17 protein-coding genes, 1 tRNA gene and 3 pseudogenes are annotated in these 22,581 nt (G+C 67.0%); 9 read left to right on the top strand and 12 right to left on the bottom strand.

Annotation, left to right across the window (positions count from 1 at the left end; translation table 11 throughout):
• Positions 1-15: 15 nt before the first annotated feature.
• From DSD19_RS05345 to cysS, 3 genes are all read right to left on the bottom strand, one after another.
• On the bottom strand, positions 16-777 hold the full coding sequence (locus tag DSD19_RS05345) for a squalene/phytoene synthase family protein (RefSeq protein WP_113668812.1): 762 nt from the start codon (positions 775-777) through the stop codon (positions 16-18).
• Positions 774-2,408, bottom strand: coding sequence for a citramalate synthase (cimA, locus tag DSD19_RS05340; RefSeq protein ID WP_113668811.1), 1,635 nt, complete (start codon positions 2,406-2,408; stop codon positions 774-776). Before cimA ends, DSD19_RS05345 begins: the two co-directional genes overlap by 4 nt.
• Positions 2,409-2,601: 193 nt before the next feature.
• Positions 2,602-4,056, bottom strand: a complete 1,455-nt coding sequence (gene cysS / locus DSD19_RS05335) for a cysteine--tRNA ligase (RefSeq protein WP_113668810.1) — start codon at positions 4,054-4,056, stop codon at positions 2,602-2,604.
• A 205-nt stretch (positions 4,057-4,261) separates the two neighbouring features.
• On the opposite strand from cysS, the gene DSD19_RS05330 reads away from it, so the two are divergent.
• Together DSD19_RS05330 and DSD19_RS05325 are read left to right on the top strand one after the other, a co-directional pair.
• Positions 4,262-4,651, top strand: a complete 390-nt coding sequence (locus DSD19_RS05330; protein ID WP_243627718.1) for an MmcQ/YjbR family DNA-binding protein — start codon at positions 4,262-4,264, stop codon at positions 4,649-4,651.
• Between the two features lie 106 nt (positions 4,652-4,757).
• Positions 4,758-6,140: a pyridoxal-dependent decarboxylase gene (locus tag DSD19_RS05325; protein ID WP_113668808.1), complete on the top strand. Its 1,383-nt coding sequence runs from the start codon at positions 4,758-4,760 to the stop codon at positions 6,138-6,140.
• Positions 6,141-6,144: 4 nt separating this feature from the next.
• Here DSD19_RS05325 and DSD19_RS05320 read toward each other — a convergent pair whose 3' ends face one another.
• A complete protein-coding gene (locus DSD19_RS05320) occupies positions 6,145-6,735 on the bottom strand; it encodes an outer membrane protein (protein ID WP_113668807.1) in 591 nt (196 codons plus the stop codon).
• A gap of 547 nt (positions 6,736-7,282) precedes the next feature.
• Between DSD19_RS05320 and DSD19_RS22720 the strand changes: the two are divergent.
• Positions 7,283-7,506: pseudogene (locus tag DSD19_RS22720) on the top strand (IS5/IS1182 family transposase); the annotation flags it as partial.
• 5 nt (positions 7,507-7,511) lie between these two features.
• Positions 7,512-8,221: pseudogene (locus tag DSD19_RS05315) on the top strand (transposase); the annotation flags it as partial.
• Here DSD19_RS05315 and DSD19_RS05310 read toward each other — a convergent pair.
• Both DSD19_RS05310 and DSD19_RS05305 read right to left on the bottom strand, forming a co-directional pair.
• Positions 8,220-9,186, bottom strand: a pseudogene (locus tag DSD19_RS05310) (DDE-type integrase/transposase/recombinase); the annotation flags it as partial. The pseudogenes DSD19_RS05315 and DSD19_RS05310 sit on opposite strands and share 2 nt — an antisense overlap.
• A gap of 296 nt (positions 9,187-9,482) precedes the next feature.
• Positions 9,483-9,911, bottom strand: coding sequence for a hypothetical protein (locus DSD19_RS05305; protein WP_113668806.1), 429 nt, complete (start codon positions 9,909-9,911; stop codon positions 9,483-9,485).
• A gap of 485 nt (positions 9,912-10,396) precedes the next feature.
• Between DSD19_RS05305 and DSD19_RS05300 the strand changes: the two genes are divergently transcribed.
• The 3 genes from DSD19_RS05300 (at position 10,397) to DSD19_RS05285 (ending at position 12,402) form a co-directional block, all read left to right on the top strand.
• On the top strand, positions 10,397-10,672 hold the full coding sequence (locus tag DSD19_RS05300; RefSeq protein ID WP_133260363.1) for a hypothetical protein: 276 nt from the start codon (positions 10,397-10,399) through the stop codon (positions 10,670-10,672).
• A gap of 430 nt (positions 10,673-11,102) precedes the next feature.
• On the top strand, positions 11,103-11,417 hold the full coding sequence (locus DSD19_RS05290) for a HipA N-terminal domain-containing protein (RefSeq protein ID WP_243627717.1): 315 nt from the start codon (positions 11,103-11,105) through the stop codon (positions 11,415-11,417).
• Positions 11,418-11,538: 121 nt separating this feature from the next.
• The gene (locus tag DSD19_RS05285) at positions 11,539-12,402 is read left to right on the top strand and encodes a site-specific integrase (RefSeq protein ID WP_243627716.1); all 864 of its coding nucleotides are present in this window, start codon (positions 11,539-11,541) and stop codon (positions 12,400-12,402) included.
• Here the strand turns inward: DSD19_RS05285 and DSD19_RS05280 are convergent.
• The 3 genes from DSD19_RS05280 to tgt all read right to left on the bottom strand — a co-directional run bounded on the left by DSD19_RS05280 (position 12,373) and on the right by tgt (position 16,379).
• Positions 12,373-12,447, bottom strand: a tRNA-Val gene (locus tag DSD19_RS05280). The genes DSD19_RS05285 and DSD19_RS05280 overlap by 30 nt on opposite strands.
• Before the next feature lie 167 nt (positions 12,448-12,614).
• Positions 12,615-15,026, bottom strand: coding sequence for an endopeptidase La (lon, locus tag DSD19_RS05275; RefSeq protein ID WP_113668802.1), 2,412 nt, complete (start codon positions 15,024-15,026; stop codon positions 12,615-12,617).
• Positions 15,027-15,251: 225 nt separating this feature from the next.
• The gene (gene tgt, locus DSD19_RS05270) at positions 15,252-16,379 is read right to left on the bottom strand and encodes a tRNA guanosine(34) transglycosylase Tgt (RefSeq protein ID WP_113668878.1); all 1,128 of its coding nucleotides are present in this window, start codon (positions 16,377-16,379) and stop codon (positions 15,252-15,254) included.
• A 214-nt stretch (positions 16,380-16,593) separates the two neighbouring features.
• Here tgt and rimK point away from each other — a divergent pair, with 214 nt between their 5' ends.
• A complete protein-coding gene (gene rimK / locus DSD19_RS05265; RefSeq protein WP_113668801.1) occupies positions 16,594-18,006 on the top strand; it encodes a 30S ribosomal protein S6--L-glutamate ligase in 1,413 nt (470 codons plus the stop codon).
• A 3-nt stretch (positions 18,007-18,009) separates the two neighbouring features.
• Here rimK and DSD19_RS05260 read toward each other — a convergent pair whose 3' ends face one another.
• The 3 genes from DSD19_RS05260 to DSD19_RS05250 form a co-directional block, all read right to left on the bottom strand.
• Positions 18,010-19,674, bottom strand: coding sequence for a peptidoglycan -binding protein (locus DSD19_RS05260; RefSeq protein WP_113668800.1), 1,665 nt, complete (start codon positions 19,672-19,674; stop codon positions 18,010-18,012).
• Position 19,675: 1 nt separating this feature from the next.
• Positions 19,676-20,878 carry a biopolymer transporter ExbB gene (locus DSD19_RS05255; protein WP_075786951.1) on the bottom strand — a complete coding sequence of 401 codons (1,203 nt, stop codon included), beginning with the start codon at positions 20,876-20,878 and terminating at the stop codon, positions 19,676-19,678.
• A gap of 67 nt (positions 20,879-20,945) precedes the next feature.
• Positions 20,946-21,503: a gamma-glutamylcyclotransferase gene (locus DSD19_RS05250; protein ID WP_075786952.1), complete on the bottom strand. Its 558-nt coding sequence runs from the start codon at positions 21,501-21,503 to the stop codon at positions 20,946-20,948.
• Positions 21,504-21,570: 67 nt separating this feature from the next.
• Here DSD19_RS05250 and DSD19_RS05245 point away from each other — a divergent pair, with 67 nt between their 5' ends.
• Entirely contained in the window at positions 21,571-22,572 is a 1,002-nt protein-coding gene (locus tag DSD19_RS05245; RefSeq protein WP_134079444.1) for a DUF2125 domain-containing protein, read from the top strand.
• Positions 22,573-22,581: the final 9 nt, after the last annotated feature.

Genomic DNA, 22,581 nt, shown 5'->3' with positions numbered 1-22,581 from the left:
GGCAAGCCCGCCGCGCTACCAGCCGCCGGTCAGCGCCCGCCGCAAAAGCCCCGCCCGGCGCGCGACTTCCGCCTCTTCCAGCCCGCCCCCCCGGACGCGATCGGGCCGGGCAGCGGCCCGCTTCAGGATCGCGCCCGTGCGCCAGGCCGTCCGCGCCGCCGGGATCGCACGGGCCGGAAGGCCCGCCGCGTGCGCAGCAGCAAGCCGCGCAAGCCCCGACCGGGCCAGATCGGCAATGGCCTCCGGCCGGTCGTCCGGCAAGGGCTGACGTCCCCGCGCCAGAAGCGCGGGCACCGCCAGAAACCAGCCCGCAAGCCCCATGGCCAGACCCAGATCGGCCAGCGCCGCCTGCCCGTCTTCGGCGCCCAGCACCCGGGCAGCCGCCCCCATCAGCCGACCAGAGGTCGCCGCCAGATGCGCCTTGAGGGCTGCGCCATCGGCGAAGGGTTCGCGATAGGCGTCCCAGCGCCGCGCCTCGACCAGCGGCAGCAGATCGCGGGCAGCCTCGCGGGCCAGCACCTCGGAGAGGGGCGTCGCCACCTCGTGACGGCGGACCGGACCGCCGCCCGCGATTTCCTCCAGCGCGTCCAGCCACCATTGCAGCCGCATCTCGGCGATCAGCGGCTCTTCGGTGACCCAGGGCGCGCGCGCGACCTCGACATTGAAGGCATAAAGCGGCAAGAGCCGCGTCCGCGCCGCGACCGGCGCCGCCATGACCGCCAGAAAGCGGTCGGGATCGCCCTTGCGGACGATCTCGGCACAGGCCTCCAGCGTCATGGGCGGCGCGCGTCGAAGTCGGGCGCGCCGTCACGCACCAGTTTCCAGACCACCGCGTCCAGCAGCGCCTCGAACGAGGCATCGACGATGTTCGGAGACACGCCGACCGTCGCCCAGCGCCGCCCCGCCCCATCCTCGCTGTCGATGATGACCCGGGTCACGGCCTCGGTGCCGCCATTGGTGATGCGCACCTTGAAATCGACAAGCCGCATATCGTCGATGAACGCCTGATAGGGCCCCAGATCCTTGGCCAGCGCCCGCCAGAGCGCGTTGACCGGGCCGCGATCGTTGCCCTCGGCATCGAGGCTTTCCGACACCGACAGCTTCCTCTCGCCATCGACATCCAGCACCACCACCGCCTCGGACAGGGTCACCACCCGGGCGGGATCGAGCCGCCGCCGTTCGACCGTCACCCGGTAACGCTTGATCCGGAAGAAGGCGGGCAGCCGGTCCAGCACGCGGCGCGCGATCAGCTCGAAGCTCGCCTGCGCGGTATCATAGGAATAGCCCTGCCCCTCGCGCACCTTCACCTCGTCGAGGATTTCGGCCAGCCGGGGGTCGTCCTTTGCCACCTCAAGTCCGGCCTCGGCCAAACGGCGGCGCAGGTTCGACTGCCCGGCCTGGTTCGACATCGGGATGATGCGGATATTGCCGGTCGCTTGGGGCTCGACATGCTCGTAGGTCGTGGGGTCCTTCAGGATTGCGCTGGCATGCAGCCCCGCCTTGTGCGCGAAAGCCGAAGACCCGACATAGGGTGCGCTTTTCTGCGGCACCCGGTTCAGGATCTCGTCCAGCAGCCGCGAGGCCCGGGTGATCCCCGCCAGCGCCTCCGGCGTGATCCCGGTCTCGAAACGGCTGGCATAGGGCTCTTTCAGCAGCAGCGTCGGGATCAGCGTCGTCAGGTTCGCGTTGCCGCAGCGCTCGCCCAGCCCGTTCAGCGTGCCCTGCACCTGCCGCGCGCCCGCGTCGATGGCGGCCAGACTGCCCGCGACCGCATTGCCGGTGTCGTCATGGGTGTGGATGCCCAGCCGGGCGCCCGGGATGCCCGCCGCGATCACCTCGGCGGTGATCCGGCCGATCTCGGGCGGAAGGGTGCCGCCATTGGTGTCGCACAGCACGATCCAGCGCGCGCCCGCCTCCAGAGCGGCGCGGCAGCAGTCCAGCGCATAGCCGGGATTGGCCTTGAAGCCGTCGAAGAAATGCTCGGCATCGAACAGCGGCTCGCGGCCCTGCGCCACCAGATGGGCGACGGATTTCGCGATATTGTCGATATTCTCGTCCAGCCCGATCCCCAGCGCCGTGGTGACGTGGAAATCATGGGTCTTGCCAACCAGACAGACCGCCCCGGTGCCCGCGTTCAGAACGCCCGCCAGCACCTCGTCGTTTTCGGCCGACCGCCCGGCCCGCTTGGTCATGCCGAAGGCGGTGAAGGTGGCGCGGGTTTCGGGCCGCGCCTCGAAGAAGGCGCTGTCGGTCGGGTTCGCGCCGGGCCAGCCGCCCTCGATATAGTCGACCCCCAACTCGTCCAGCACATGGGCGATGCGGATCTTCTCGTCGGTCGAGAACTGAACGCCCTGCGTCTGCTGCCCGTCGCGGAGCGTGGTGTCGTAAAGATAAAGGCGGTCTTTCATGCGTCCGCTCCCGCATGGAAAAGAAGGGCAGCGCCCGAGCCCGGGAGGGCGCACGCAACGGCCGCGCAGCACAAGACATCGCAGCCGCACCTGCCGCCCCTTCGGCGCAGAACGTCACCAAGGCGCCCTCCCGGGGGGAGGGTCGGGCGCTGCCCGGCGTGCCGCCGGGTGAAACCGCCAAGCCGTTGCACGCTCATTCCAGTGCCTCCAGCCTGGCTGGATCAAAGCCCGCCCCCGGCACCAGCTCGACACCTGCCTTGCTCATCCGCACCTCGACGCCCGCCCCGATCAGCAGCGCCTTCAGACGGTCCACCTCGAAGAAATCCTTGGTTTCCATCGCCGAATTACGCAGTTCGACAAGGCGATCTCTCATTTTATAGAGAAGAATGTAATCGTTACCCCAGAACAGGTCGTCCTCTCCTCCGACCGAGACCGGAATTGCATGAACCATTTTTCCGCGTCGAGACTCGTCGGACAGAAAACCCAACAGCCGCGCATTATCGAGCAACTTCTGAGGCTCAGACTTGAGCGCATTAAGCTTTGAAATAGCCAGATGCGTGTTCAAATCATCAGCAAGTGCTTCGATCACACTCGGATCAGCTTCAAAGTCATTCTCCGGGCTTGGTTCCAGGTTAGCGGTGAAGGTTCGCCAACGTTCAAGAGTATTCTCTGCTAGGCGAACTTTGTCTGCGGTCCAGTCCATAGGCTTTCTGTAATGGGTCATCAGAAGCACAAATCGGATCACCTCGCCCGGCACGCCCTGATCCAGCAGATCCCGCACCGTGAAGAAGTTGCCGAGGCTCTTCGACATCTTCTTGCCCTCGACCAGCAGCATCTCGTTATGCATCCAGACCTTCGCGAAATCGCCTTCGGGATGGGCGCAGCAGCTTTGCGCGATCTCGTTCTCGTGGTGGGGAAACTGCAGGTCGATCCCGCCGCCATGAATGTCGAAGCTCGGCCCCAAAAGCTCATAGGACATGGCCGAGCATTCGATATGCCAGCCCGGCCGCCCGCGGCCCCAGGGGCTGTCCCAGCCCGGCAGGTCACCGTCCGAGGGCTTCCACAGCACGAAATCCATCGGGTCTTCCTTGAAGGGCGCGACCTCGACCCGGGCGCCCGCGATCATGTCGTCGACCGACCGGCCCGACAGCGCGCCATAGTCCTTGTAGGACCGCACCCGGAACAGCACATGGCCCTCGGCCGCATAGGCGTGGCCCTTCGCGATCAGGTCCTCGATCATCGCGATCATCGCGCCGATGAATTCGGTCGCGCGGGGCTCCTGACCGGGCCTCAGCGCCCCAAGCGCGTCCATGTCGGCATGATACCAGCCGATGGTCTCTTCGGTGCGCTCGCGGATCAGCTCTTCCAGCGGGCGCGGATCGCCCGCCTGCTTGCGCGCCAGCGCCGCGGCGTTGATCTTGTCGTCGACATCGGTGAAGTTCCGCACATAGGTGACGTGATCGGCCCCGTAGACATGCCGCAGCAGCCGGTAAAGCACGTCAAACACGACCACGGGCCGGGCATTGCCCAGATGCGCGCGGTCATAGACCGTGGGGCCGCAGACATACATCCGCACATTGGCGGGGTCGAGCGGCTCGAGCCTCTGCTTCTGGCGGGTCCGGGTGTTGTAAAGCTGAATGTCGGTCATGCGGTCCAGATCCTTCGCGCGCGTCCCGCGGCGGGTTCTGGCACATATCCTGTCTGAGGGAAATACGACGCCCGGCCCGCCCGAGGGATGTCAGCGGATAATGCAGCAAATGGGGTTGCGGACGGTCGTCATGCGGGTGTCTTATCAGCGCGGCACGGTCCTGCCAAGCCTGCGATCCCTGTCCCGACGCCCGGAACCCCGCCCCATGTCCGCCCCGACACCCGACCCGACGCCCGACCAGACGCCTGCCCCGATGACCGAAGACCAGATCCTGGCCTTTTGCGACGGCCTGCCCGGAGCCGCGCGCAGCCAGCCCTTCGGCCCGGGAACCGACGTCTGGAAGGTCGGCGACAAGATCTTTGCGCTGATGGCGCCGGGCTCGGGCCGGGTCTCGCTGAAATGTGCCGATCCGGGCTTTGCCGAAATGCTGATCTCGGTCGGCCGGGCGGGCAAGGCGCCCTATCTGCCGCGCGGCGGCTGGATCGCGCTCGAAACCGCCCGCCACGACCCCGAAGAGATGGCCCACCGCCTGCGTGAAAGCTACGACACCGTGCGTGCGAGCCTGCCGCGCCGGGTGCAGGCGACGCTCGACTGACCCCGCCCCCCCTCGACTGACCCCGCTCCCCCCGCTGAGGCACCCCGCCTCCTTGCCCGCCCCGCCGTCCCGGGCCTATCCCGGACCCGAACGGAGGGGACAGGCCATGAATCAGGACGATCTCGCCTATTGGTCGAAACGCGCCGCCGACTGGGCGCAGGCCTACCACTCGGGGCTCCGCGACCGGCCGGTCCGCGCCCACACCGCCCCGGGCGAAACGGCCGCGAAACTGCCCGCCACGCCGCCCGAGACCCCGGAACCGGTCGAGACGATCTTCGCCGATTTCGAGGCGCTGGTGCCGGATGCCATGACCCATTGGCAGCATCCCCGCTTCTTCGCCTATTTCCCGTCGAACGCCTCGCCCGCCTCGATGCTGGCCGAGCAGCTGGCCAGTGCCATGGCCGCGCAATGCATGCTGTGGCAGACCTCGCCCGCAGCGACCGAGATCGAGCAGGTGATGGTCGGCTGGCTGCGTCAGGCATTGGGACTTTCCGACCGCTTCACCGGCACGATCCATGACAGCGCCACTACCGCAACGCTTTCGGCGGTGCTGACGATGCGCGAGCGCGCGCTGGGCTGGGCGGGCAACACCGGGGGTCTCGCCGGGCAGCCGAGGCTGCGGATCTATGCCAGCGCCCAGACCCACAGCTCGGTCGACAAGGCAGTTCGGATCGCAGGGATCGGGCAGGAGAATCTCGTCAAGGTCGCGACCGACGCCGATTTCGCCATGGACCCGACCGCGCTCGATGCCGCGATCCGGGCCGATCTCATGGCCGGGCGGGTCCCGGCGGGGGTCGTTCTGTGCGTCGGCGCCACCGGCATCGGCGCGACCGACCCCATCGCCGCCTGCGCGGCCGTGACCCGGACGCACGGGCTTTATATCCATGTCGATGCCGCCTGGGCTGGCTCGGCGATGATCTGCCCCGAATTCCGGGACCTCTGGGACGGGATCGAGACGGTCGACTCGCTTGTCTTCAACCCGCACAAGTGGCTGGGCGTCCAGTTCGACTGTTCGGTGCAGTTTCTGGCCGACCCGGCGCCGCAGGTCCGCACCCTGGGCCTGCGCCCCGACTACCTGCAGACGCCCGGTCAGGCGGAGGTGACGGATTTCAACGAATGGACGGTGCCACTGGGGCGCCGCTTCCGGGCGCTGAAGCTGTGGTTCACGCTGCGCGCCTACGGGCTCGAGGGCCTGCGCACTCGCATCAGGAACCATGTCTCCTGGGCGGCAGAGGCGCGCGACGCCATTGCGGCGCTGCCGGGGGTCGAGATCGTGACCGAACCGCGCCTGTCGCTGTTCACCTTTGCCCTGAACGACGAGGCCGCCACCGCCGACCTGCTGAGGCGGGTCAACGATGACGGCCGTATCTATCTGACCCAGACCCGCCACGAGGGGCGGTTGGTGATCCGGGTTCAGGTCGGGCCGTTCGACTGCACCCGCGAGGACGTTCTGACGATCCCGCGGGTGCTGGCCGATCTGACCCGGTGACCGGTCAGAACCGGTAGGACACGCGAACCGCCGCGGTGGTCGCGTCGGCGCCCACGCCCGAGCTGCCGAATTCGTCGAAGTCGTGATACAGCACTTCGGCGCCCAGCACCCAGTTCGGGGTCATCTGGTAATCGACGCCGAGACCGACCAGATAGCCGGTTTCGCTGCCAAGCGAGGTGTCGGTGGGCGCGATACCGGCGGTCGCGTAGGCCAGCGTGCGGCCGAAATCGTAGCCGTACTGACCCTTGATCCGCCACACCGAGTCGACCTCTTCCGACCCGAAGTTCAGATCGGGTTCGCCATACTCGACCTCGACGCCGGCAACGGTCTTGCCGAAGTCCCAGCGATAGCCCGCCATGATGCCAAGGGCATCGCTGTCATCGTCCGGGGCCCCGCTATCGGTATCGACGTCGATATAGCCGTAGCTCAGACCGACATAGGCGCCGCCCCAGTCGCCATCGGGCGCGGCAGCCGGCACGGCGGGCACGATCACGGGTTCGGCCGGAGCCGGGGCATAGCTGCCCGCCATCGCCGGGGCGGCCATCGCCGTGGAAAGACCCAATGCGATCGCGGCGGGTGCAAAATAGGATGTCATTGTCTTCTCCTTGCCTCTCGTTTGTTCTCCGCCTCCAGGGAGGAGGGGCGGTGTGTACGATTCAGGTGCGGAACCGGGAGCCATCCCGCACCTCATAACAAAATCCTCATGCCCGCCCCTGAAAAGAGCAGCGCACGGGGATGTGAGCCGGAGCGCCGCCGGTTGCACCGATCCGGCAGATACTGGCCGGTCCCTGCCCCTCGCTGAGCAAAGTCCTGCGCATCTGACGCAAGCGAAACGCCCGCCTCCATGAAAGGCACCCCGACGGCCGCCCTTCAGCCACAGAACGCTGCCCTTGCCCCGAAGTTCCCTGCCCTCGTCCGATTTCTGCCCCAGGCGATCCGTCCCCAGCGGGAGCGGGCACGGATATAGTCACTCTGACCAGGTCAGAACGCTTTTATTTCAGGTGGGGAACTGGCGGTTTTGGTGGCGTGGATCTGCAGGTTTTCGTGTGCGTCATGCGCAAACCCTGCAAGTCCGGATTGCCCGATGAAGCCGGGTCCGCGCCACCGAACAGGATGATCCTTTCCGGCCCAGGCTTGTCGCCATGATCGACAGGCGCCACGCGTCGGTGAAACTGGCCCAGCTCATTGACCGGGGCTGGGTCGACCGCGAGTGGGGCGGGGTTTTCCCCTCGACGCAGGAACGGCCAGAAACTGATCCGCGACTGGTCGCCGGGCTGATGGGCTTTCGGACGCGGCGGTCGTCGCCCGCTTGGTCGAGCCCCCGTATGTCCAGCACTCCACCGGCGAGACGTTCGTCGGGGATCGGACCAGGTGACGGGCTCGCCGTTCAGCTACGCCGATCTCGAACATCGAGTTCCGGCGCGACATCCTCTTCGAAGGATCGGGGCCGTCGTCAACGATGCGCTGCGCGCGCTGGACGCCGAGTTCGACCGGCTCCACTCGGGTAAGGGCCACCCCTCCATCGCGCCGGAGGGGTCGATCCCAGCCAGCCTGCTGCAGGCCCTCTACTCGATCCGGTCCGGGCCGCAGCTCATGGAGCAGATGGATTACAACCTGCTCTTCCGCTGGTTCTTGGGCCTCGGGATCGATGATGCGATCTGGGTCCCCACGGTGTTCAGCAAGAACCGCGACCGGTTGTTGACGACGGAGATATCCCGTCGGATCGTGGCCGCCATCCTGGCGCATCACGAGGTGGCGCCACGGCTCTCGGACGAGCATTTCTCGGTCGATGACACCCTGGTGAATGCCCGGGCTTCCATGAAGAGCTTTCAGCTGAAGGCGAGAGCGACGTCCGGCGGGGACGAGGGACCCGGCGATCCGCCGGATACGGTGCGCCGCCCACATCCTCTTCTGATTCTGACCAATCCACCGCCGAGCCCGACCCGATGACCCGCCCCACACGCCGCAACCGCAACCGCAACCGCAACCGCAACCGCAACCGCAACCGCAACCGCAACGCCGAAGTCGACTTCGGTGGCGAACGACAGTCAAACGCGACCCATGCTTCGAGAACTGATCCGCGTCACATCCCGCGTGATTGCATGCCCGCTTCCTGAAGAGTTCGGGCCGTTGACCTGGCCAGTCCTTGAGGGCGTCGACCGGTGTTCTGGCCTTCAGGGCCGATTGCGGCAGCTGGCTGTTGCAGAGGTGCACGCAGCGCAGGATAGTTTGCTCGAGGTCCCCGCCGCTGTGGAAGCGATGGCTCTGGAGGATGCCCTCGATCCGGCCGTTGAACCGCTCGACCATGCCGTTCGTCTGCGGCCGCATCGGAGGCGCAAGACGATGCTCGATGCCGAGGTCCGTGCAGAGCAGGTCGAACTCGTGCTGTCCGGTTGCAGTGCGCTTGTGCAGGCCGAACAGCCGGTCGGTGAAGGCCTTGCCGTTGTCGGTCAGCAGCCGGGTGATCTTCATCGGGGCCGCGCGCTCGAGATCGCGGAGAAACCTCCGCGCATTAGCCGCGCTCTGTGCCGGGTAGATGCGCACGAAGACCCACCGCGTGGCCCGGTCGATGGCCAGGAAGAGGTGGCGGCGGCGATCCTCGTCGGCCATCCGGGGCAGGTATTTGATGTCGATGTGCAGGTCGCCGGGGTCGTCGGCCTTGAAGCTGCCATGCGCGGGGCCGGGTTCCTTCAGCTGCAGCGCCCGCAGGTTGCCCAGGCCATGGCGCCGCAGGCAGCGATCGAGCCCCGAGCGCGAGACATGCGGATTGAGGACCTCGCGCACCACGGCAGGCAGCTCGTCGAGCGGCAGGAGGAGCGTCTTGCGCAGCGCACGCCACCGCCTCCTGCGCCGGGGTCAGCGCCGTCTGAAGCCTGTGCGGCGTGTGGCACCGGTCGTGAACGTCATCGCGCCCCCGCCACGTCCCGACCGTCTGTTCAGAGATCCCGTCCCGCTCGGCCACCATCCAGGCCGGGTCCGTGCCCGCCTGGATCGCCGCCCGGATCCCCGGTGTCGTTGTCGCCTGCTTGTGAAGAGAGATCGGCACCTCTGCCCTCCATCCCGGACCTCGCGCAGACGCGATCTTGCCATGCACAGGGCAGACCGACGGGGCTATGTGATCCTCCGGGATGGCGCAGGCAGGGTCACCCGGTCAGCAGAGGCGAGCGACCCAAACGACCGAACGTCGGCAGCGACGCCGATCATGCGCAAGACTTGACTCCGATATGACCCTTCCGCTTATGGCGTCCCGGTCGGCGCACCGACAGGAATTGCGGCAACGACCCGCTTCGCATTCAAGAGATCTGAAAGCTCGGACGGGGGCGGCCCCCATCCGAGAAATCCTCAATCCCACTGATTCTGCGGGTCGGTTGCGCTGACGGTCCACTTGTAGCATCCGCCGCCCGACTGGCCTCCGCCACCGGTCTGGCAGCTGTCGAGCGCCTGGCATTGGCCCTCGCTGACCATGCCCTGCGGGGCGGGAACCCATTCATTGGTCTGGTTGTTGAGCCAGAAGCAGGAATACCAGGGCTCGCGCGGGGCATCGGCGCTGGCCGCCCACTTGTAGCATCCGCCGCCGGATTCCCCTTTTCCGCCATCGCAGCTATCCAACGCGAAGCACTTGTCCTTGTCGACATCGCCTTGTGGAGCGGGAACCCAGGGATTGCCGGAATCCGTTGACATCCAGAAGCACGAGTCGGCCATCGCAGTGGTCCCCGCGAAACCTGTTGCGACGGCAAAGGCGGCAGCAATAAATCCCTTCGAGATCTTCATGGCAATTGTCCCCATTTTATGGATTGGTTGGACAAAACCGAAGGGACCCTGTCCCCTCTTGCACCTTTCACATGCACTCTGCCTTGGCAGTAAAGAAACATCACACAACTTAGGCGATTCTAGAAGGAAGAATTTCACGTTTCGACGATTTGAGCGGGAACCGTTCCGATGACTTCTCAATTCGCGTCAGAGCCCATTTATTTACGGCCGGGGCGTGATTTGGGGGCCGCATGGAGACTGAGCGATGGGCAAGAATTTCCGGCTGATGGGCGCTGGAGCAGGACCCATAAATCTGCTTGAGCGCGGGCTCGCCGCGTAATTCAAACTCCCGATTTGGGGAGGGATCATGAGCGAGCTTTTCTGGCTGACGGAAGCGCAGATGGCGCAGCTGCGTCCGTTTGCCGGGAAAACAGTCCCCCGGGCTGTAGGGGGCGGGACAAGGGCAGGCCTGCTTGACATATGTTGCGCCCAAAGGTGTCCCTCTCATGCACGAAGACGCCGGTCGTCCTGTTCAACGAAGCCCCAAACGGTTCGGGCTCGACAATGCCAAGAACAGAAAGATCACGATGATCGCGTTTTTCACCATTCACGAGCTGGAGCCGCTGACCGACGACAAACCGGATGAGCGTTTCGCCGCGCTTGAACGCCTGCTGATGGCCACGGCCACCGGCACACCCGAGCGCCGCAACATCCTGGCGCCCCTCGAGAACATCACGCGCGTGCGCAATCGCCGCCGCGCAGTCCCGGCCCCGTCGCTCTGACGGGGCATTTCCTCGCGGGTTTATGACGCGGAGGCCATAAAGGCGATGTATGATGCAAACATCATACTGGCGCCTTATGACCTTCGCATCATACTGACAAAATATGATTTTTGCGTCATAAGGACAGAAAGAGACATGACATGACGCAGTTAGCGCGCACCCCCAAGGATATCGGACATGCCATCCGTGAAGCACGGAAGGCCAAGGGTTTCACACAAAAAGACCTCGCAGCCAGAAGCGGGGTCTGCAGGAAACCATCTCCAAGATCGAGAATGGCGTCGCCAGTACCAAGCTGGAAACGCTCTTCGACCTGTTCGCTGCGCTCGACCTTGAAATCCAGGTGCAACCAAGAAGCAAGGGGGCGCAAAGCGGCCTGGAGTACATCTTCTAGATGGGGCGCCGCCGCAGCTTTGCACCGTTGAACGTCTTCTTGAACACGCGGCTTGTCGGGCAGCTCCTGCGCGAGAAATCCGGCGCAATCAGCTTTGCCTACGACCGTTCCTGGCTGGAGTGGGAACATCGGATGCCGATCTCGCTCTCCCTGCCGCTGCGGGAAGACCGCTTTCTCGGCGGTGAAGCAATCCCCGTCTTCGACAACTTGCTGCCCGATAATCCGACCATCCGCCGCCGTGTGGCGGAACGTGTCGGCACGGCGGGAACATCGCCGCAACGGTCGTTGACCTGCCGCACGACTTTCCGGAAGAGATCGCGACATCGGTTCAGGGCGCTATTTCCAAACGCTTAGAGCAGCTTGTCGATAAATCGTGAAGTGATGGCTTGGAGCGCACAGCGCTCTGCCGCTGAAGCGGCCACATAACCGGCCAAAGCCTATCGCGCAGATCGTGCGGGACGGCCAGTGACGGCCAGTGACGGCAACCATGCGCTGGACCGGGAAGCCGATCCTGGCCCATTTCGGCGCGCTTCGCCCCGACCGGATCTCGACCCAGAGATGCCGCGCCTACACCGCAGCGCGCCGTGCGCCCGGGATCGGCGACGGCTCATCCTGGACAGAACCGGGACGCCTGCGCACGGCGCTCAACGGGGCGGCAAGGATGCGCATGATCGAGTTCTCGCCATGCATTGACAGGCCGCCGAAGCCCTCTCCGCGTGATCGCCACCTGACGCATGCGGAAATCGGCCGGCTGCTGGCCGCAGACTGCGAACCGTATATCGCGCCTGCGATCACCCTGATGCTCTCCACCGCAGCGCGCGTGACGGCAGTCCGGGAACGTACCTGGGATCGTGTGGACATGAGACGAGGTCAGATCGATCTGCGCCGGGATACCACGGGTCCGAGAAAGGGTCGTGCCGTGGTCCCGATGAAGTCCGGGGCGCGGGCCGCGCTGACCGCCGCGAAAGAGGCCGCCCTGAGCGATCAGGTCATCGGATGGGCCGGGGGGGGGCCGGTGAAATCGATCCGCAAGGGGTTCCAGCGGGCGGTCGCCTCGGCAGGCCTCAAGGACGTGTCCCCGCAGGTGCTCCGGCACACCGCAGCTGTCCATATGGCCGAGGCGGGCGTTCCGATGAGCGAGATCAGCCAGTATCTGGGGCATTCCAACGTCTCAGTCACCGGGCGCGTTTACGCCAGATCCTCTCCGACCCACCTGCGCCGCGCGGCCGACGTTCTGGACGTCACGAAGCTCCGAAAGGTTCACGGACCCCGGGGCAGTTCGCAAAAACGCCATAAGCCATTGAGAAGATGGTGGGTGATAAGAGATTCGAACTCCTGACATCTTCGATGTGAACGAAGCGCTCTACCGCTGAGCTAATCACCCGTGGCGCGCTTGTTATCCGCCCGTGCCGCGCTTTGCAAGAGGGTCGGGGCGAATTGGCTTCGGCTTTTTTCGGGCGCCCGCGCTGCCCCCGGCCCAAAGGCCGGAAACGAAAAGACGCGCCCTCCCGGGCGCGTCCCTTGTCATGGACGGTGCCGGACGTTGCCGCGTCAGTGCGCGACCTGCCCCGCAGTTTCGCCGCCCGAGGCCTTGGCGGCGGCGGCCGCTGCGGCCTCCTCGGCGGCTTCGTCCCATTCAATGGGCTCGGGTTCGCGCACCAAGGCCTGTTTCAGAACCTCGCGGACATGGGCGACCGGAATGATCGTCAGCCCCTCCTTCACGTTGTCGGGGATCTCGCGCAGGTCCTTCTCGTTCTCTTCGGGAATGAGCACCGTCTTGATCCCGCCTCGGAGTGCCGCCAGCAGTTTCTCCTTGAGCCCGCCGATGGCCAGCACATTGCCGCGCAGCGTCACCTCGCCGGTCATCGCGATATCCTTGCGAACCGGGATCTGGGTCAGCACCGACACGATCGAGGTCACCATCGCCACCCCGGCCGACGGCCCGTCCTTGGGCGTGGCACCCTCGGGCACGTGGACGTGGATGTCGATCTTGTCGAAGCGCGGCGGCTTGAAGCCGATATCGGGCGCGATGGAACGGACATAGCTCGACGCGGCATCGATCGATTCCTTCATCACGTCGCCGAGCTTGCCGGTGGTCTTCATCCGGCCCTTGCCCGGCAGCTTGAGCGCCTCGATCGACAGAAGATCGCCCCCGACCGAGGTCCAGGCCAGCCCCGTCACGACGCCGATCTGGTCTTCCTTCTCGGCCAGCCCGTAGCGGTACTTCTTGACGCCCAGATAGTCCTCGAGGACATCCGGCCCGATGGTGACCTTGTCGGTCTCCTTCTTGATCAGCTTGGTCACCGCCTTCCGGCCCAGCTTGGCGATCTCGCGTTCGAGGTTCCGCACCCCCGCCTCGCGGGTATAGCGGCGGATGATCTCGGTCAGCGCCTCGGGCGTCAGCTCGAATTCCTTCGCCTTCAGCCCGTGGTTCTTCATCTGCTTGGGCACCAGGTGACGTTCGGCGATCTCGCGCTTCTCGTCCTCGGTGTAGCCCGCGAGGCTGATGATCTCCATCCGGTCCAGAAGCGGCCCCGGCATGTTGTAGCTGTTGGCCGTGGTCAGGAACATCACGTTCGAGAGGTCATATTCGACCTCGAGATAGTGATCGACGAAGGTCGCGTTCTGTTCGGGGTCCAGCACCTCCAGCATGGCCGAGGCCGGGTCGCCGCGGAAATCCTGTCCCATCTTGTCGATCTCGTCGAGCAGGATCAGCGGATTGGTGGTCTTGGCCTTCTTCATCGCCTGGACGATCTTGCCGGGCATCGAACCGATATAGGTCCGCCGGTGGCCGCGGATCTCGGATTCGTCGCGCACGCCGCCCAGGCTGATGCGGATGAATTCGCGTCCCGTCGCCCGCGCCACCGACTTGCCAAGCGAGGTCTTGCCGACGCCGGGCGGGCCGACGAGGCAGAGGATCGGGCCTTTCAGCTTCTGGCTGCGCTGTTGCACCGCCAGATATTCGACGATCCGTTCCTTGACCTTCTCAAGCCCGTAATGGTCGTTGTCCAGAACCTTCTCGGCCGCCGTCAGGTCCTTCTTGACCCGCGATTTCACGCCCCAGGGCAGCGACAGGATCCAGTCGAGATAGTTGCGCACGACCGTCGCCTCGGCCGACATCGGCGACATCGACTTCAGCTTCTTGACCTCGGCCGCGACCTTCTCGGAGGCTTCCTTCGACAGCTTGATGCCGGCGATCCGTTCTTCCAGCTCGGCGATCTCGTTCTGGCCGTCATCGCCATCGCCCAGCTCGCGCTGGATCGCCTTCATCTGCTCGTTCAGATAATATTCGCGCTGGGTCCGCTCCATCTGCGACTTGACGCGGGTCTTGATCTTCTTCTCGACCTGCAGGACCGACATCTCGCCCTGCATCAGGCCATAGACCTTCTCCAGCCGCGCGGCGACGGTCAGCGTTTCCAGAAGCTCCTGCTTCTGCGCGACCTCGACGCCAAGATGGCCCGCGACCAGATCGGCCAGCTTGGCCGGTTCGCGGGTATCGGCGACCGCCGACAGCGCCTCTTCGGGGATGTTCTTCTTGACCTTGGCATAGCGCTCGAACTCGGCGCCGACCGAGCGCAGCAGCGCCTCGACAACCTCCTCGTCGCCCAGTTCCTCGGACAGCGGCTCGCAACTCGCCTCGAAGAAGGACGGATTGTCGAGATAGCCGGTGGTGCGCACCCGCGTCTTGCCCTCGACCAGCACCTTGACGGTGCCGTCGGGCAGCTTGAGCAGTTGCAGCACATTGGCCAGCACGCCGGTCCGGTAGATGCCCTCGGTCGTGGGTTCGTCCACCGCCGGGTCGATCTGCGCCGACAGAAGGATCTGTTTGTCGTCCTGCATCACCTCTTCGAGCGCACGGACGGATTTCTCGCGGCCGACGAAGAGCGGCACGATCATGTGGGGGAAGACCACGATATCGCGCAGCGGAAGGACGGGATAGGAAGAGCTGATATGCTCGGGCATGAGGTATCCTTAGGTTCGCTGGACGGCTACCGGCCCCGATCATCGGCAGCGCATGGCCGTCCCCGGTCTGCTGTCATTATCTGGGGCAATTGGTCGCCAATTCAACATGCCCGCCATGTTCCGGGGTCCAGAATGCCCGCCCGGCGCCCCCGGCGCAAGCGCCGAGACGGCCCCCGTCCGGGCAAAGCCCCGCCAGGGTAAACCCGCCATCAACGGCGCCCCCGCCTAGAGCGGCTCGATATCGCCCTCGGCCCGCCCGGCATGGAACGCCGCCTGCCAGGCCGCGAAACGGCCCTCGGCGATCGCCGCGCGCATGCCCGCCATCAGCTCCTGGAAATAATGCAGGTTGTGCCAGGTCAGCAGCATCGACGAGAGGATCTCCTGCGCGCGGAACACATGATGCAGATAGGCGCGCGAATAGTTGCGGCAGGCCGGGCAGGAACAGTGCTCGTCCAGCGGCCGCGGATCGTCGGCATGGCGGGCGTTCTTGATGTTGACGACGCCGCGCCGGGTAAAGGCCTGCCCCGTACGCCCCGAGCGCGAGGGCAGAACGCAATCCATCATGTCGATGCCGCGCGCGACCGCGCCCACGATGTCGTCGGGCTTGCCGACGCCCATCAGATAGCGCGGCCGGTCGGCGGGCAGGAAACCGGTCGCGTAGTCAAGGACGCCGAACATCGCCTCCTGCCCCTCGCCCACGGCGAGCCCGCCCACCGCATAGCCGTCGAAGCCGATGGCCGTCAGCGCCCGGGCCGATTCCTCGCGCAGCTCGCGGGTGACGCCGCCCTGCATGATCCCGAACAGCGCATGGCCCGGACGGTCGCCGAACGCCTGCTTCGACCGCTCGGCCCAGCGCATCGACAGCCGCATCGCGCGCGCGACCTCGGCCTCGGAGGCCGGGAGCGCCGGGCATTCGTCGAAACACATCACGATGTCGGACCCCAAGAGGCGCTGGATCTCCATGCTGCGTTCGGGGCTCAGCATGTGGGTCGAGCCGTCGATATGCGACCGGAAGGCGACCCCGTCTTCCGACATTTTCCTCAGCCCGGCGAGGCTCATGACCTGGAACCCGCCGGAATCGGTGAGGATGGGCTTGTTCCAATGCATGAAGGCGTGCAACCCTCCAAGGCGCGCCACCCGCTCGGCCCCGGGCCGCAGCATCAGGTGATAGGTATTGCCCAGAAGGATGTCGGCCCCGGTCGCGGCCACGCTTTCGGGCAGCATCGCCTTGACGGTGCCTGCGGTGCCGACAGGCATGAAGGCGGGGGTGCGGATCGTGCCGCGCGGGGTTGCGATGGCGCCGCTGCGCGCGGCCCCGTCGGTGGCATGAAGGGTGAAACCGAATGTCGTCATGGGCGTTCGCATATCAGCCTGGCGCGGCCGGGGACAGAGGCTCCGGCGCGCCGCTTCAGATGAAAATCTTCGGCCCCGGGACGATGCGCCGCTTGTGCCCCCGGAGCGGGCTTCGCTAACAGGGCGCGAGAGGTCCGGCCTCGGGACAGGATACCGGACAGCACTTGGGGAAGGGAACGGGCCCGGCGCCCGGCCACCGCACAGGACGATCCGCATGACCGAGCACACCGAACCGGCGCTCCCGGGCTTTCGCCTTGGCTGGGAAGAATGGATTTCGCTGCCCGAGCTGGGGCTGCCCGCGATGAAGGCCAAGGTCGATACCGGCGCCAAGACCTCGGCGCTGCATGCCTTCGACATCGAACCCTTCGGCCCTGCCTCGCGGCCCAAGGTCCGGTTCGCGGTGCATCCGATTCCCGGCCGCGAGGATCTGTCGATCCCCTGCTCGGCCACCATCGTCGACCGCCGCGAGGTGACCTCGTCGAACGGCGATTCCGAATGGCGCTATGTCATCGCCGCCGAGATCGTGGTGGGCGGACGGCGCTGGCCGATCGAGCTGACCCTGACCCACCGGGGCGGCATGGCCTACCGGATGCTGCTGGGCCGGCAGGCGCTGGGCGAGGACGTTCTGGTCAGCCCGGTCGACAGCTTCTGCCAGCCCCGCCTGTCCTATGACGTCTATCACACGGCCCGGGTGCGCGAGGTGGCGCCCGCGCGGGTGCTGCGCGTCGCCGTGATCAGCCGCGAGCCGCACAACTACTCGACCGCGCGGCTGGTGGCCGAAGGCGAGGCGCGCGGCCATGTGGTCGAGGTGATCGACACCGCGCGCTGCTACATGGCGCTCGACGCACTGGCGCCCGAGGTCCACTATGATGGCGCCCGCCTGCCGCGCTATGACGCGATCATCCCCCGGATCGGCGCCTCGGTCACCGCCTATGGCACCGCCGTGATCCGCCAGTTCGAGACCATCGGCACCTATTGCGTCAACGGCTCGGAAGGTATCACCGCGAGCCGCGACAAGCTGCATGCGCATCAGATCCTCGCCCGCCACCGGATCGGAATGCCGACCACCGCCTTCGCCGCCTCGCCCAAGGATACCGGCAACCTGATCTCGCTGGTGGGCGGCGCGCCGCTGATCGTCAAGCTGCTGGAATCGACACAAGGAAAGGGCGTGGTGCTGGCCGAGACCAACAACGCGGCCGAATCGGTGATCTCGGCCTTTCGCGGACTGAAGGCCTCGTTCCTCGTCCAGCGCTTCATCAAGGAAGCCGCGGGCGAGGACATCCGCTGTCTTGTCGTCGGCTCGAAGGTCGTGGCGGCGATGAAGCGGACCGGCGCCGAGGGCGATTTCCGGTCGAACCTGCATCAGGGCGGCTATGCGGTTCCGGTCAAGATCACCCCGCAGGAGCGCGAAACCGCCGTCCGCGCGGCCCGTGCCTTCAAGCTGAACCTCGCCGGAGTCGACGTTCTGCGCGCCCATGACGGGCCCAAGGTGCTGGAGGTCAATTCCTCGCCCGGGCTCGAAGGGATCGAGAAGGCCTCGGGCAAGAACATCGCCGGGATGCTGTACGACGAGATCGAGAAGCGGGTGCGCCCGCTGCCGGTTCCCAAGGGACGGCGGCGGCGCTGACGCTCAGCGTTCGGTCAGCTTCAGTTCGATCCGGCGGTTCTGGGCGCGCGCCTCGGGGCTGTTGCCCCGCGCCACCGGCTGGTACTGACCGAAGCCAGCCGCCGCCAGCCGGTCGGGCGGAAAGCCCAGATCCTCGGTCATGTAGCGCACCACCGACAGGGCGCGGGCCTGGCTGAGTTCCCAGTTGTCGGCGAAATCGGCGCCCTTCGCCAGCGGCACGTCGTCGGTATGGCCGTCGACCCGCAGGATCCAGTCGATATCGGGCGGGATCTCGCCCGCGACCTCGCGCAGGATCGAGACCACATTGGCGATCTGCGCCTCGCCATCGTCCGACAGATCCGCCTTGCCGGTCTCGAACAGCACTTCGGAGGAAAACACGAAGCGGTCGCCCACGATCCTGACGCCCTCGCGCCCGGCCAGCAGCGTGCGCATCCGCCCGAAGAATTCCGACCGGTAGCCTTCCAGCGTCTTCTTCTCGGCGGCAAGCCGCGCGGCCTCTTCCTCGGCCTTGCGGCGCGCGGCTTCCTCCAGTTCGGCCCGGGCGCGCTGTTCGGACGCCGCCCGCGCCAGCGCCGCGTTCAACTTGCTGCCCAGCGTCTCGATCTGGATCCGGGCCGCGGCATCGCGATCCTCGGCGGCGTCCAGCAACCCCTGCAACTCGCCCAACTGGCCGCGCAGCGCCGCCATCTGGCGGTTCAGCAATTCGACCTGCCGCTGGCTTTCAGCCGATTTTGCCTCTTCCTTGTCCAGCGTCTCGTTCGCCACCGCCAGCAACGCCGCGCGCCGGTCGGCCTCGGTCAGCGCGCCTTCGGCCCTGGCCGCAGCCTGATCGCGCGCCTTCTCGGCCGCCGCCAGCAGGGTCAGCGTGTCCTCGGCCCGCTTGCGGGCCTCTTCCAGCGCCAGGCTCATGGCGGTCAGTTCGTCCTCGGACCCGGCCAGCCTGTCGCGCAGCGCCGCAGCTGCCGCCGCCTCGGCCAGACGGTCCTTTTCGGCCTGCGACAGCGCGGCCTCGGTGCTTTGGACCTCGTCCGCCAGCGCCGCGCGCGCCGCTTCGGTTTCGGCGTTCCGGGCGCGCAGATCGGCAATCAGGGCCTCCAGCGCCTCGCGCCGGGCCGCAGCCAGCCGCGCGGCCTCGGTCTGGGCGTCGACCTCTTGCCGCGTCGAGGCCAGCGCCGCCTCCAGCCGGTCGCGGGTGCCCTCAAGCTCGGCCACCTCGCCCGCCAGCGCATCGCCACGTGCCTGCGCCGCGTCGCGCTCGGTCAGAAGCCGAGCCATGCGCGCCTCGACATCCTCGATCCGGGTCCGCGCGGCGGCCAGATCGGCCTCGCCCGTCGAGACCCGGTCGCGCAGCGCCGCGATCAGCGCCGCCTGCGCCTCGGCGTCACTGCGCGCCGTCGTCAACGCCGCGCCCAGTTCGCCCACCTGCTCTTCGAGCCCCGAGGCGCGCTGCCGTTCCATGCCCAGCGCATCGGCCAGGGCCGACAATTCGGCATTCAGCTCGGTCAGTTCGCTCTTCTGCCCGGTGATGGTCTCGCGCAGCATCTCCTGCACCAGCATGAAGATCGACAGCACGAACATCAGGACCAGCAGAAGCGCCGTCATCGCATCGACGAAGCCCGGCCAGATCGTGGCCTGAAACCGTCCGCCGCCGCGCCGGGTCAGGGCCATCTCAGCCCCACCGCTCGTCCCCGGGCGCCAGCCGCGACAGCACCCGGCCCAGCGCCGCCAGATCGCCGCGCAGATCGGTCACCGTCTCCTGACGCCCGGCGGAAATCTCTTCGAGAATGCGCAGAAGCTGCACGTCGATCGACCGCAGCCGCATCCGCGCCTCGGCATCGGCCAGCGCGCCCTCCTCGCCCATCCGCGCCTCGATGGCGGCGGTCGCGCGTCCCTGCGCATCGGCCACCCGCGACAGCGCCTCGGTCACCGCGCGCGTGTCGTCAAGCTGGCGCTCCATCGCCGCGCCCAGCGTGTTGACCGCCTCCGCAAGCGTGCCGACCCGGCTTTCCAGCGCCACCCGCTCGCCCTCGGATTCGGCAAAGAGCGTGTGCAGCCCCTCCATCTGCTCGGCCAGCTGGTCGAGCGTGGCGGCCAGCAGCCCGACCTCGGCACTGACCTCGCCCTCGGTCTCGCCGGTCGAGAACCCGAGCCGGGTGATCGACGACAGCCATTCCTCGAGCTCCTGATAGAACCGGTTCTGGCCGTGGCCCGCGAAGAGTTCGAGAAGCCCCACCACCAGCGAGCCCGCCAGCCCCAGAAGCGACGAGGCAAAGGCCGTGCCCATGCCGCCCAGCTGACTTTCGAGCCCGGTCATCAGCCGCCCGAACACCTCGACGCCCCCCTCGCCATCGCGCGGCGCAAGCGAGCGGATGGTGTCCACCACCGCCGGAACCACCGTGGCCAGCCCGTAGAAGGTGCCCAGAAGCCCGAGGAAAATCAGAAGGTTGGTCAGATAGCGGGTGATGTCGCGCTGTTCCTCGATCCGGGTTGCGACGGAATCGAGGATGGTGCGGGCCGAGCCCGTGTTGATCTGCATCCGCTTGTCGCGGCGCTTGCGCAGCAATGCCGCCAGCGGCGCCAGCAGGCGCGGCGCGCGGGTCAGGTTGTGGCCCGGGATGCCCGAGGCGAAATCCTCGATCCAGCGCACCGAGGCGCCCAGCTGGATCACCTGCAGAAAGCAGGTCGCGACCCCGATCAGGAACACGCAGAAGATGGCCCCGTTCAGATAGGGGCTGGCCATGAAGACCGGCGCCACCTGCGGATAGGCCAGATAGGCCCCCGTTGCGAACAGCACGCAGGAACTTGTCATCAACACAACCTGCCGCAGCGGCCTGGAAAACTGCGGTTCGGCCTCGCGAGGGGTCTTGTCCATGGGATTGGGTTCTGGCCCGGTCATTCTTGGGGCAGAGACTAGGCGAAGCCGGGCGCCCCCACAACAATCAATCCGTTTGCAGCGCTCTGACCCGCTGGGCGAGCCAGTCCAGATCGGGATCGGCGAGGCCCAGCTCGGCCAGATGCGCCACCGTATTGAACAGGTACTCGTCGTTCGGCCCCATCCCGCCCTTCGCCCGGGCGATGATGCGCGCCTGCTCGTCCAGCGGCAGCCCGCCGCAATACTGCACGTGATCGGGGTCGATCACATAGGCCACCACCCGCAAGGCTGCGGGCACCGTCCCGTCGGGGCCAGCCTCCGGCGTCACCTCAAGCTCGACCTCGAAATAGGCCGACGAGATCAGTTCGCGTTCCCGCAGCGCGGCCAGGGTCGCCTCCTCGCTCCCCGGCGCGGCCCGCAGCGCCACGCCATGGCAAGAGGCCCCCGGCGCGGCATCCAGCGCCAGCACCAGCCCCGGCTCGGCCTCGCTGCCGCGATGATGGATCGAGCGCATGCAGAAGCTGCGATGCCAGCCGTCGAGCCGCGCGAGCCGCCTCTCGGCCACCTCGAAGCCCGGCTTCCACAGAAGCGATCCATAGCCGAAAACCCACAAGCCGTCCTGCATCGTCTGGTCCTTTCCCGTCGCCCCCTGTTACCCTCATCGGGGCATGGGACGAAAGGGGGGGAAGGCGATGCGGTTTCTTCTGTCTCTGGCGGTGCTGGCGGCGCTGGCCTGGTCGGGCTACTGGGCGCTGGCCGCGCGCGGGATCGAACGCGGTCTTGCAGGCTGGCTCGATGCCCGCCGCGCCGAAGGGTGGGCAGCCGATGCGGGCCGCATCTCGGTGACCGGCTTCCCGGCCCGCTTCGACACCCGTCTCGCGCCTCTGGACCTGGCCGATCCGGCCACGGGGCTGGCCTGGTCGCTGCCCTGGTTCGGCTTTTCCGCGCACAGCCACCGGCCCCAGCGCGTCACCGTTCGCTGGCCCGAGACCCAGCGGATCGCGACACCCACTGAGAGGATCGAGGTCACCGCCGAGGCGATGACCGGCGCGCTTGCCTTCCGCCCGGGTCTGGCGCTGGAGCTGGTTTCGGCGCAGCTTTCCATCGGCGCCTTCGGGCTGGTGTCGGATGCGGGCTGGCGCGCCTCGATGGATGGCGCCGAAATCGAGACGGCCGCGCTTGACGAGCGCCCCGGCGCCCAGCGGCTGCGCCTGTCCGCGAGCGGCATGCGCCCGCCCGAGAAGCTTGTCGCGACGCTCGATCCGGCCGGGCTGCTGCCGCCCGTCTTCCAGCAGGTCGCGATCGAGGCCGTGGCGGTCTTCGACGCGCCCTGGGACCGGCACGCGGTCGAGGACCGGCGGCCGCAATTGCGGCAGGTCGAGATCGGGCGGCTTGACGCGCAATGGGGCGATCTGGCGTTGCAGGCGGCAGGCCGGTTCGATGTCGATGCCGAAGGCCAGCCCTCGGGCAGCCTCACGCTGCGGGCCACCAACTGGCGCGAGATGATCGCGCTTGCGCGCGGCTCGGGGCGGCTTTCCGCGCCGCTCGCGGACCGGCTGGAAGAGGCGCTGGGGCTGCTGGCGGGGCTGTCGGGGCGGCCCGGCATGCTGGACGTGCCGCTGCGCCTTGCGCTGGGGCAAGTGTGGCTCGGCCCGGTGCCGCTGGGACCTGCGCCGAATTTGCGGCTGCGCTAGACGGCTCCG

The sequence above is a fragment of the Rhodovulum sp. BSW8 genome (assembly GCF_003314725.1).
Lineage (GTDB): Bacteria > Pseudomonadota > Alphaproteobacteria > Rhodobacterales > Rhodobacteraceae > Rhodovulum > Rhodovulum visakhapatnamense.
This window is presented reverse-complemented; position numbering and strand designations above follow the sequence as displayed.

Excerpts from the sequence above, each read along its gene's own strand:
- lon (WP_113668802.1), bottom strand. The coding sequence starts at position 15,026 with ATGCCCGAGCATATCAGCTCTTCCTATCCCGTCCTTCCGCTGCGCGAT.
- DSD19_RS05325 (WP_113668808.1), top strand. The coding sequence starts at position 4,758 with ATGAATCAGGACGATCTCGCCTATTGGTCGAAACGCGCCGCCGACTGG.
- cysS (WP_113668810.1), bottom strand. The coding sequence starts at position 4,056 with ATGACCGACATTCAGCTTTACAACACCCGGACCCGCCAGAAGCAGAGG.
- DSD19_RS05320 (WP_113668807.1), bottom strand. The coding sequence starts at position 6,735 with ATGACATCCTATTTTGCACCCGCCGCGATCGCATTGGGTCTTTCCACG.
- DSD19_RS05330 (WP_243627718.1), top strand. The coding sequence starts at position 4,262 with ATGTCCGCCCCGACACCCGACCCGACGCCCGACCAGACGCCTGCCCCG.
- DSD19_RS05250 (WP_075786952.1), bottom strand. The coding sequence starts at position 21,503 with ATGCAGGACGGCTTGTGGGTTTTCGGCTATGGATCGCTTCTGTGGAAG.
- cimA (WP_113668811.1), bottom strand. The coding sequence starts at position 2,408 with ATGAAAGACCGCCTTTATCTTTACGACACCACGCTCCGCGACGGGCAG.
- DSD19_RS05260 (WP_113668800.1), bottom strand. The coding sequence starts at position 19,674 with ATGGCCCTGACCCGGCGCGGCGGCGGACGGTTTCAGGCCACGATCTGG.
- rimK (WP_113668801.1), top strand. The coding sequence starts at position 16,594 with ATGACCGAGCACACCGAACCGGCGCTCCCGGGCTTTCGCCTTGGCTGG.
- DSD19_RS05300 (WP_133260363.1), top strand. The coding sequence starts at position 10,397 with ATGCACGAAGACGCCGGTCGTCCTGTTCAACGAAGCCCCAAACGGTTC.
- DSD19_RS05305 (WP_113668806.1), bottom strand. The coding sequence starts at position 9,911 with ATGAAGATCTCGAAGGGATTTATTGCTGCCGCCTTTGCCGTCGCAACA.
- DSD19_RS05255 (WP_075786951.1), bottom strand. The coding sequence starts at position 20,878 with ATGGACAAGACCCCTCGCGAGGCCGAACCGCAGTTTTCCAGGCCGCTG.
- DSD19_RS05345 (WP_113668812.1), bottom strand. The coding sequence starts at position 777 with ATGACGCTGGAGGCCTGTGCCGAGATCGTCCGCAAGGGCGATCCCGAC.
- tgt (WP_113668878.1), bottom strand. The coding sequence starts at position 16,379 with ATGACGACATTCGGTTTCACCCTTCATGCCACCGACGGGGCCGCGCGC.
- DSD19_RS05245 (WP_134079444.1), top strand. The coding sequence starts at position 21,571 with ATGCGGTTTCTTCTGTCTCTGGCGGTGCTGGCGGCGCTGGCCTGGTCG.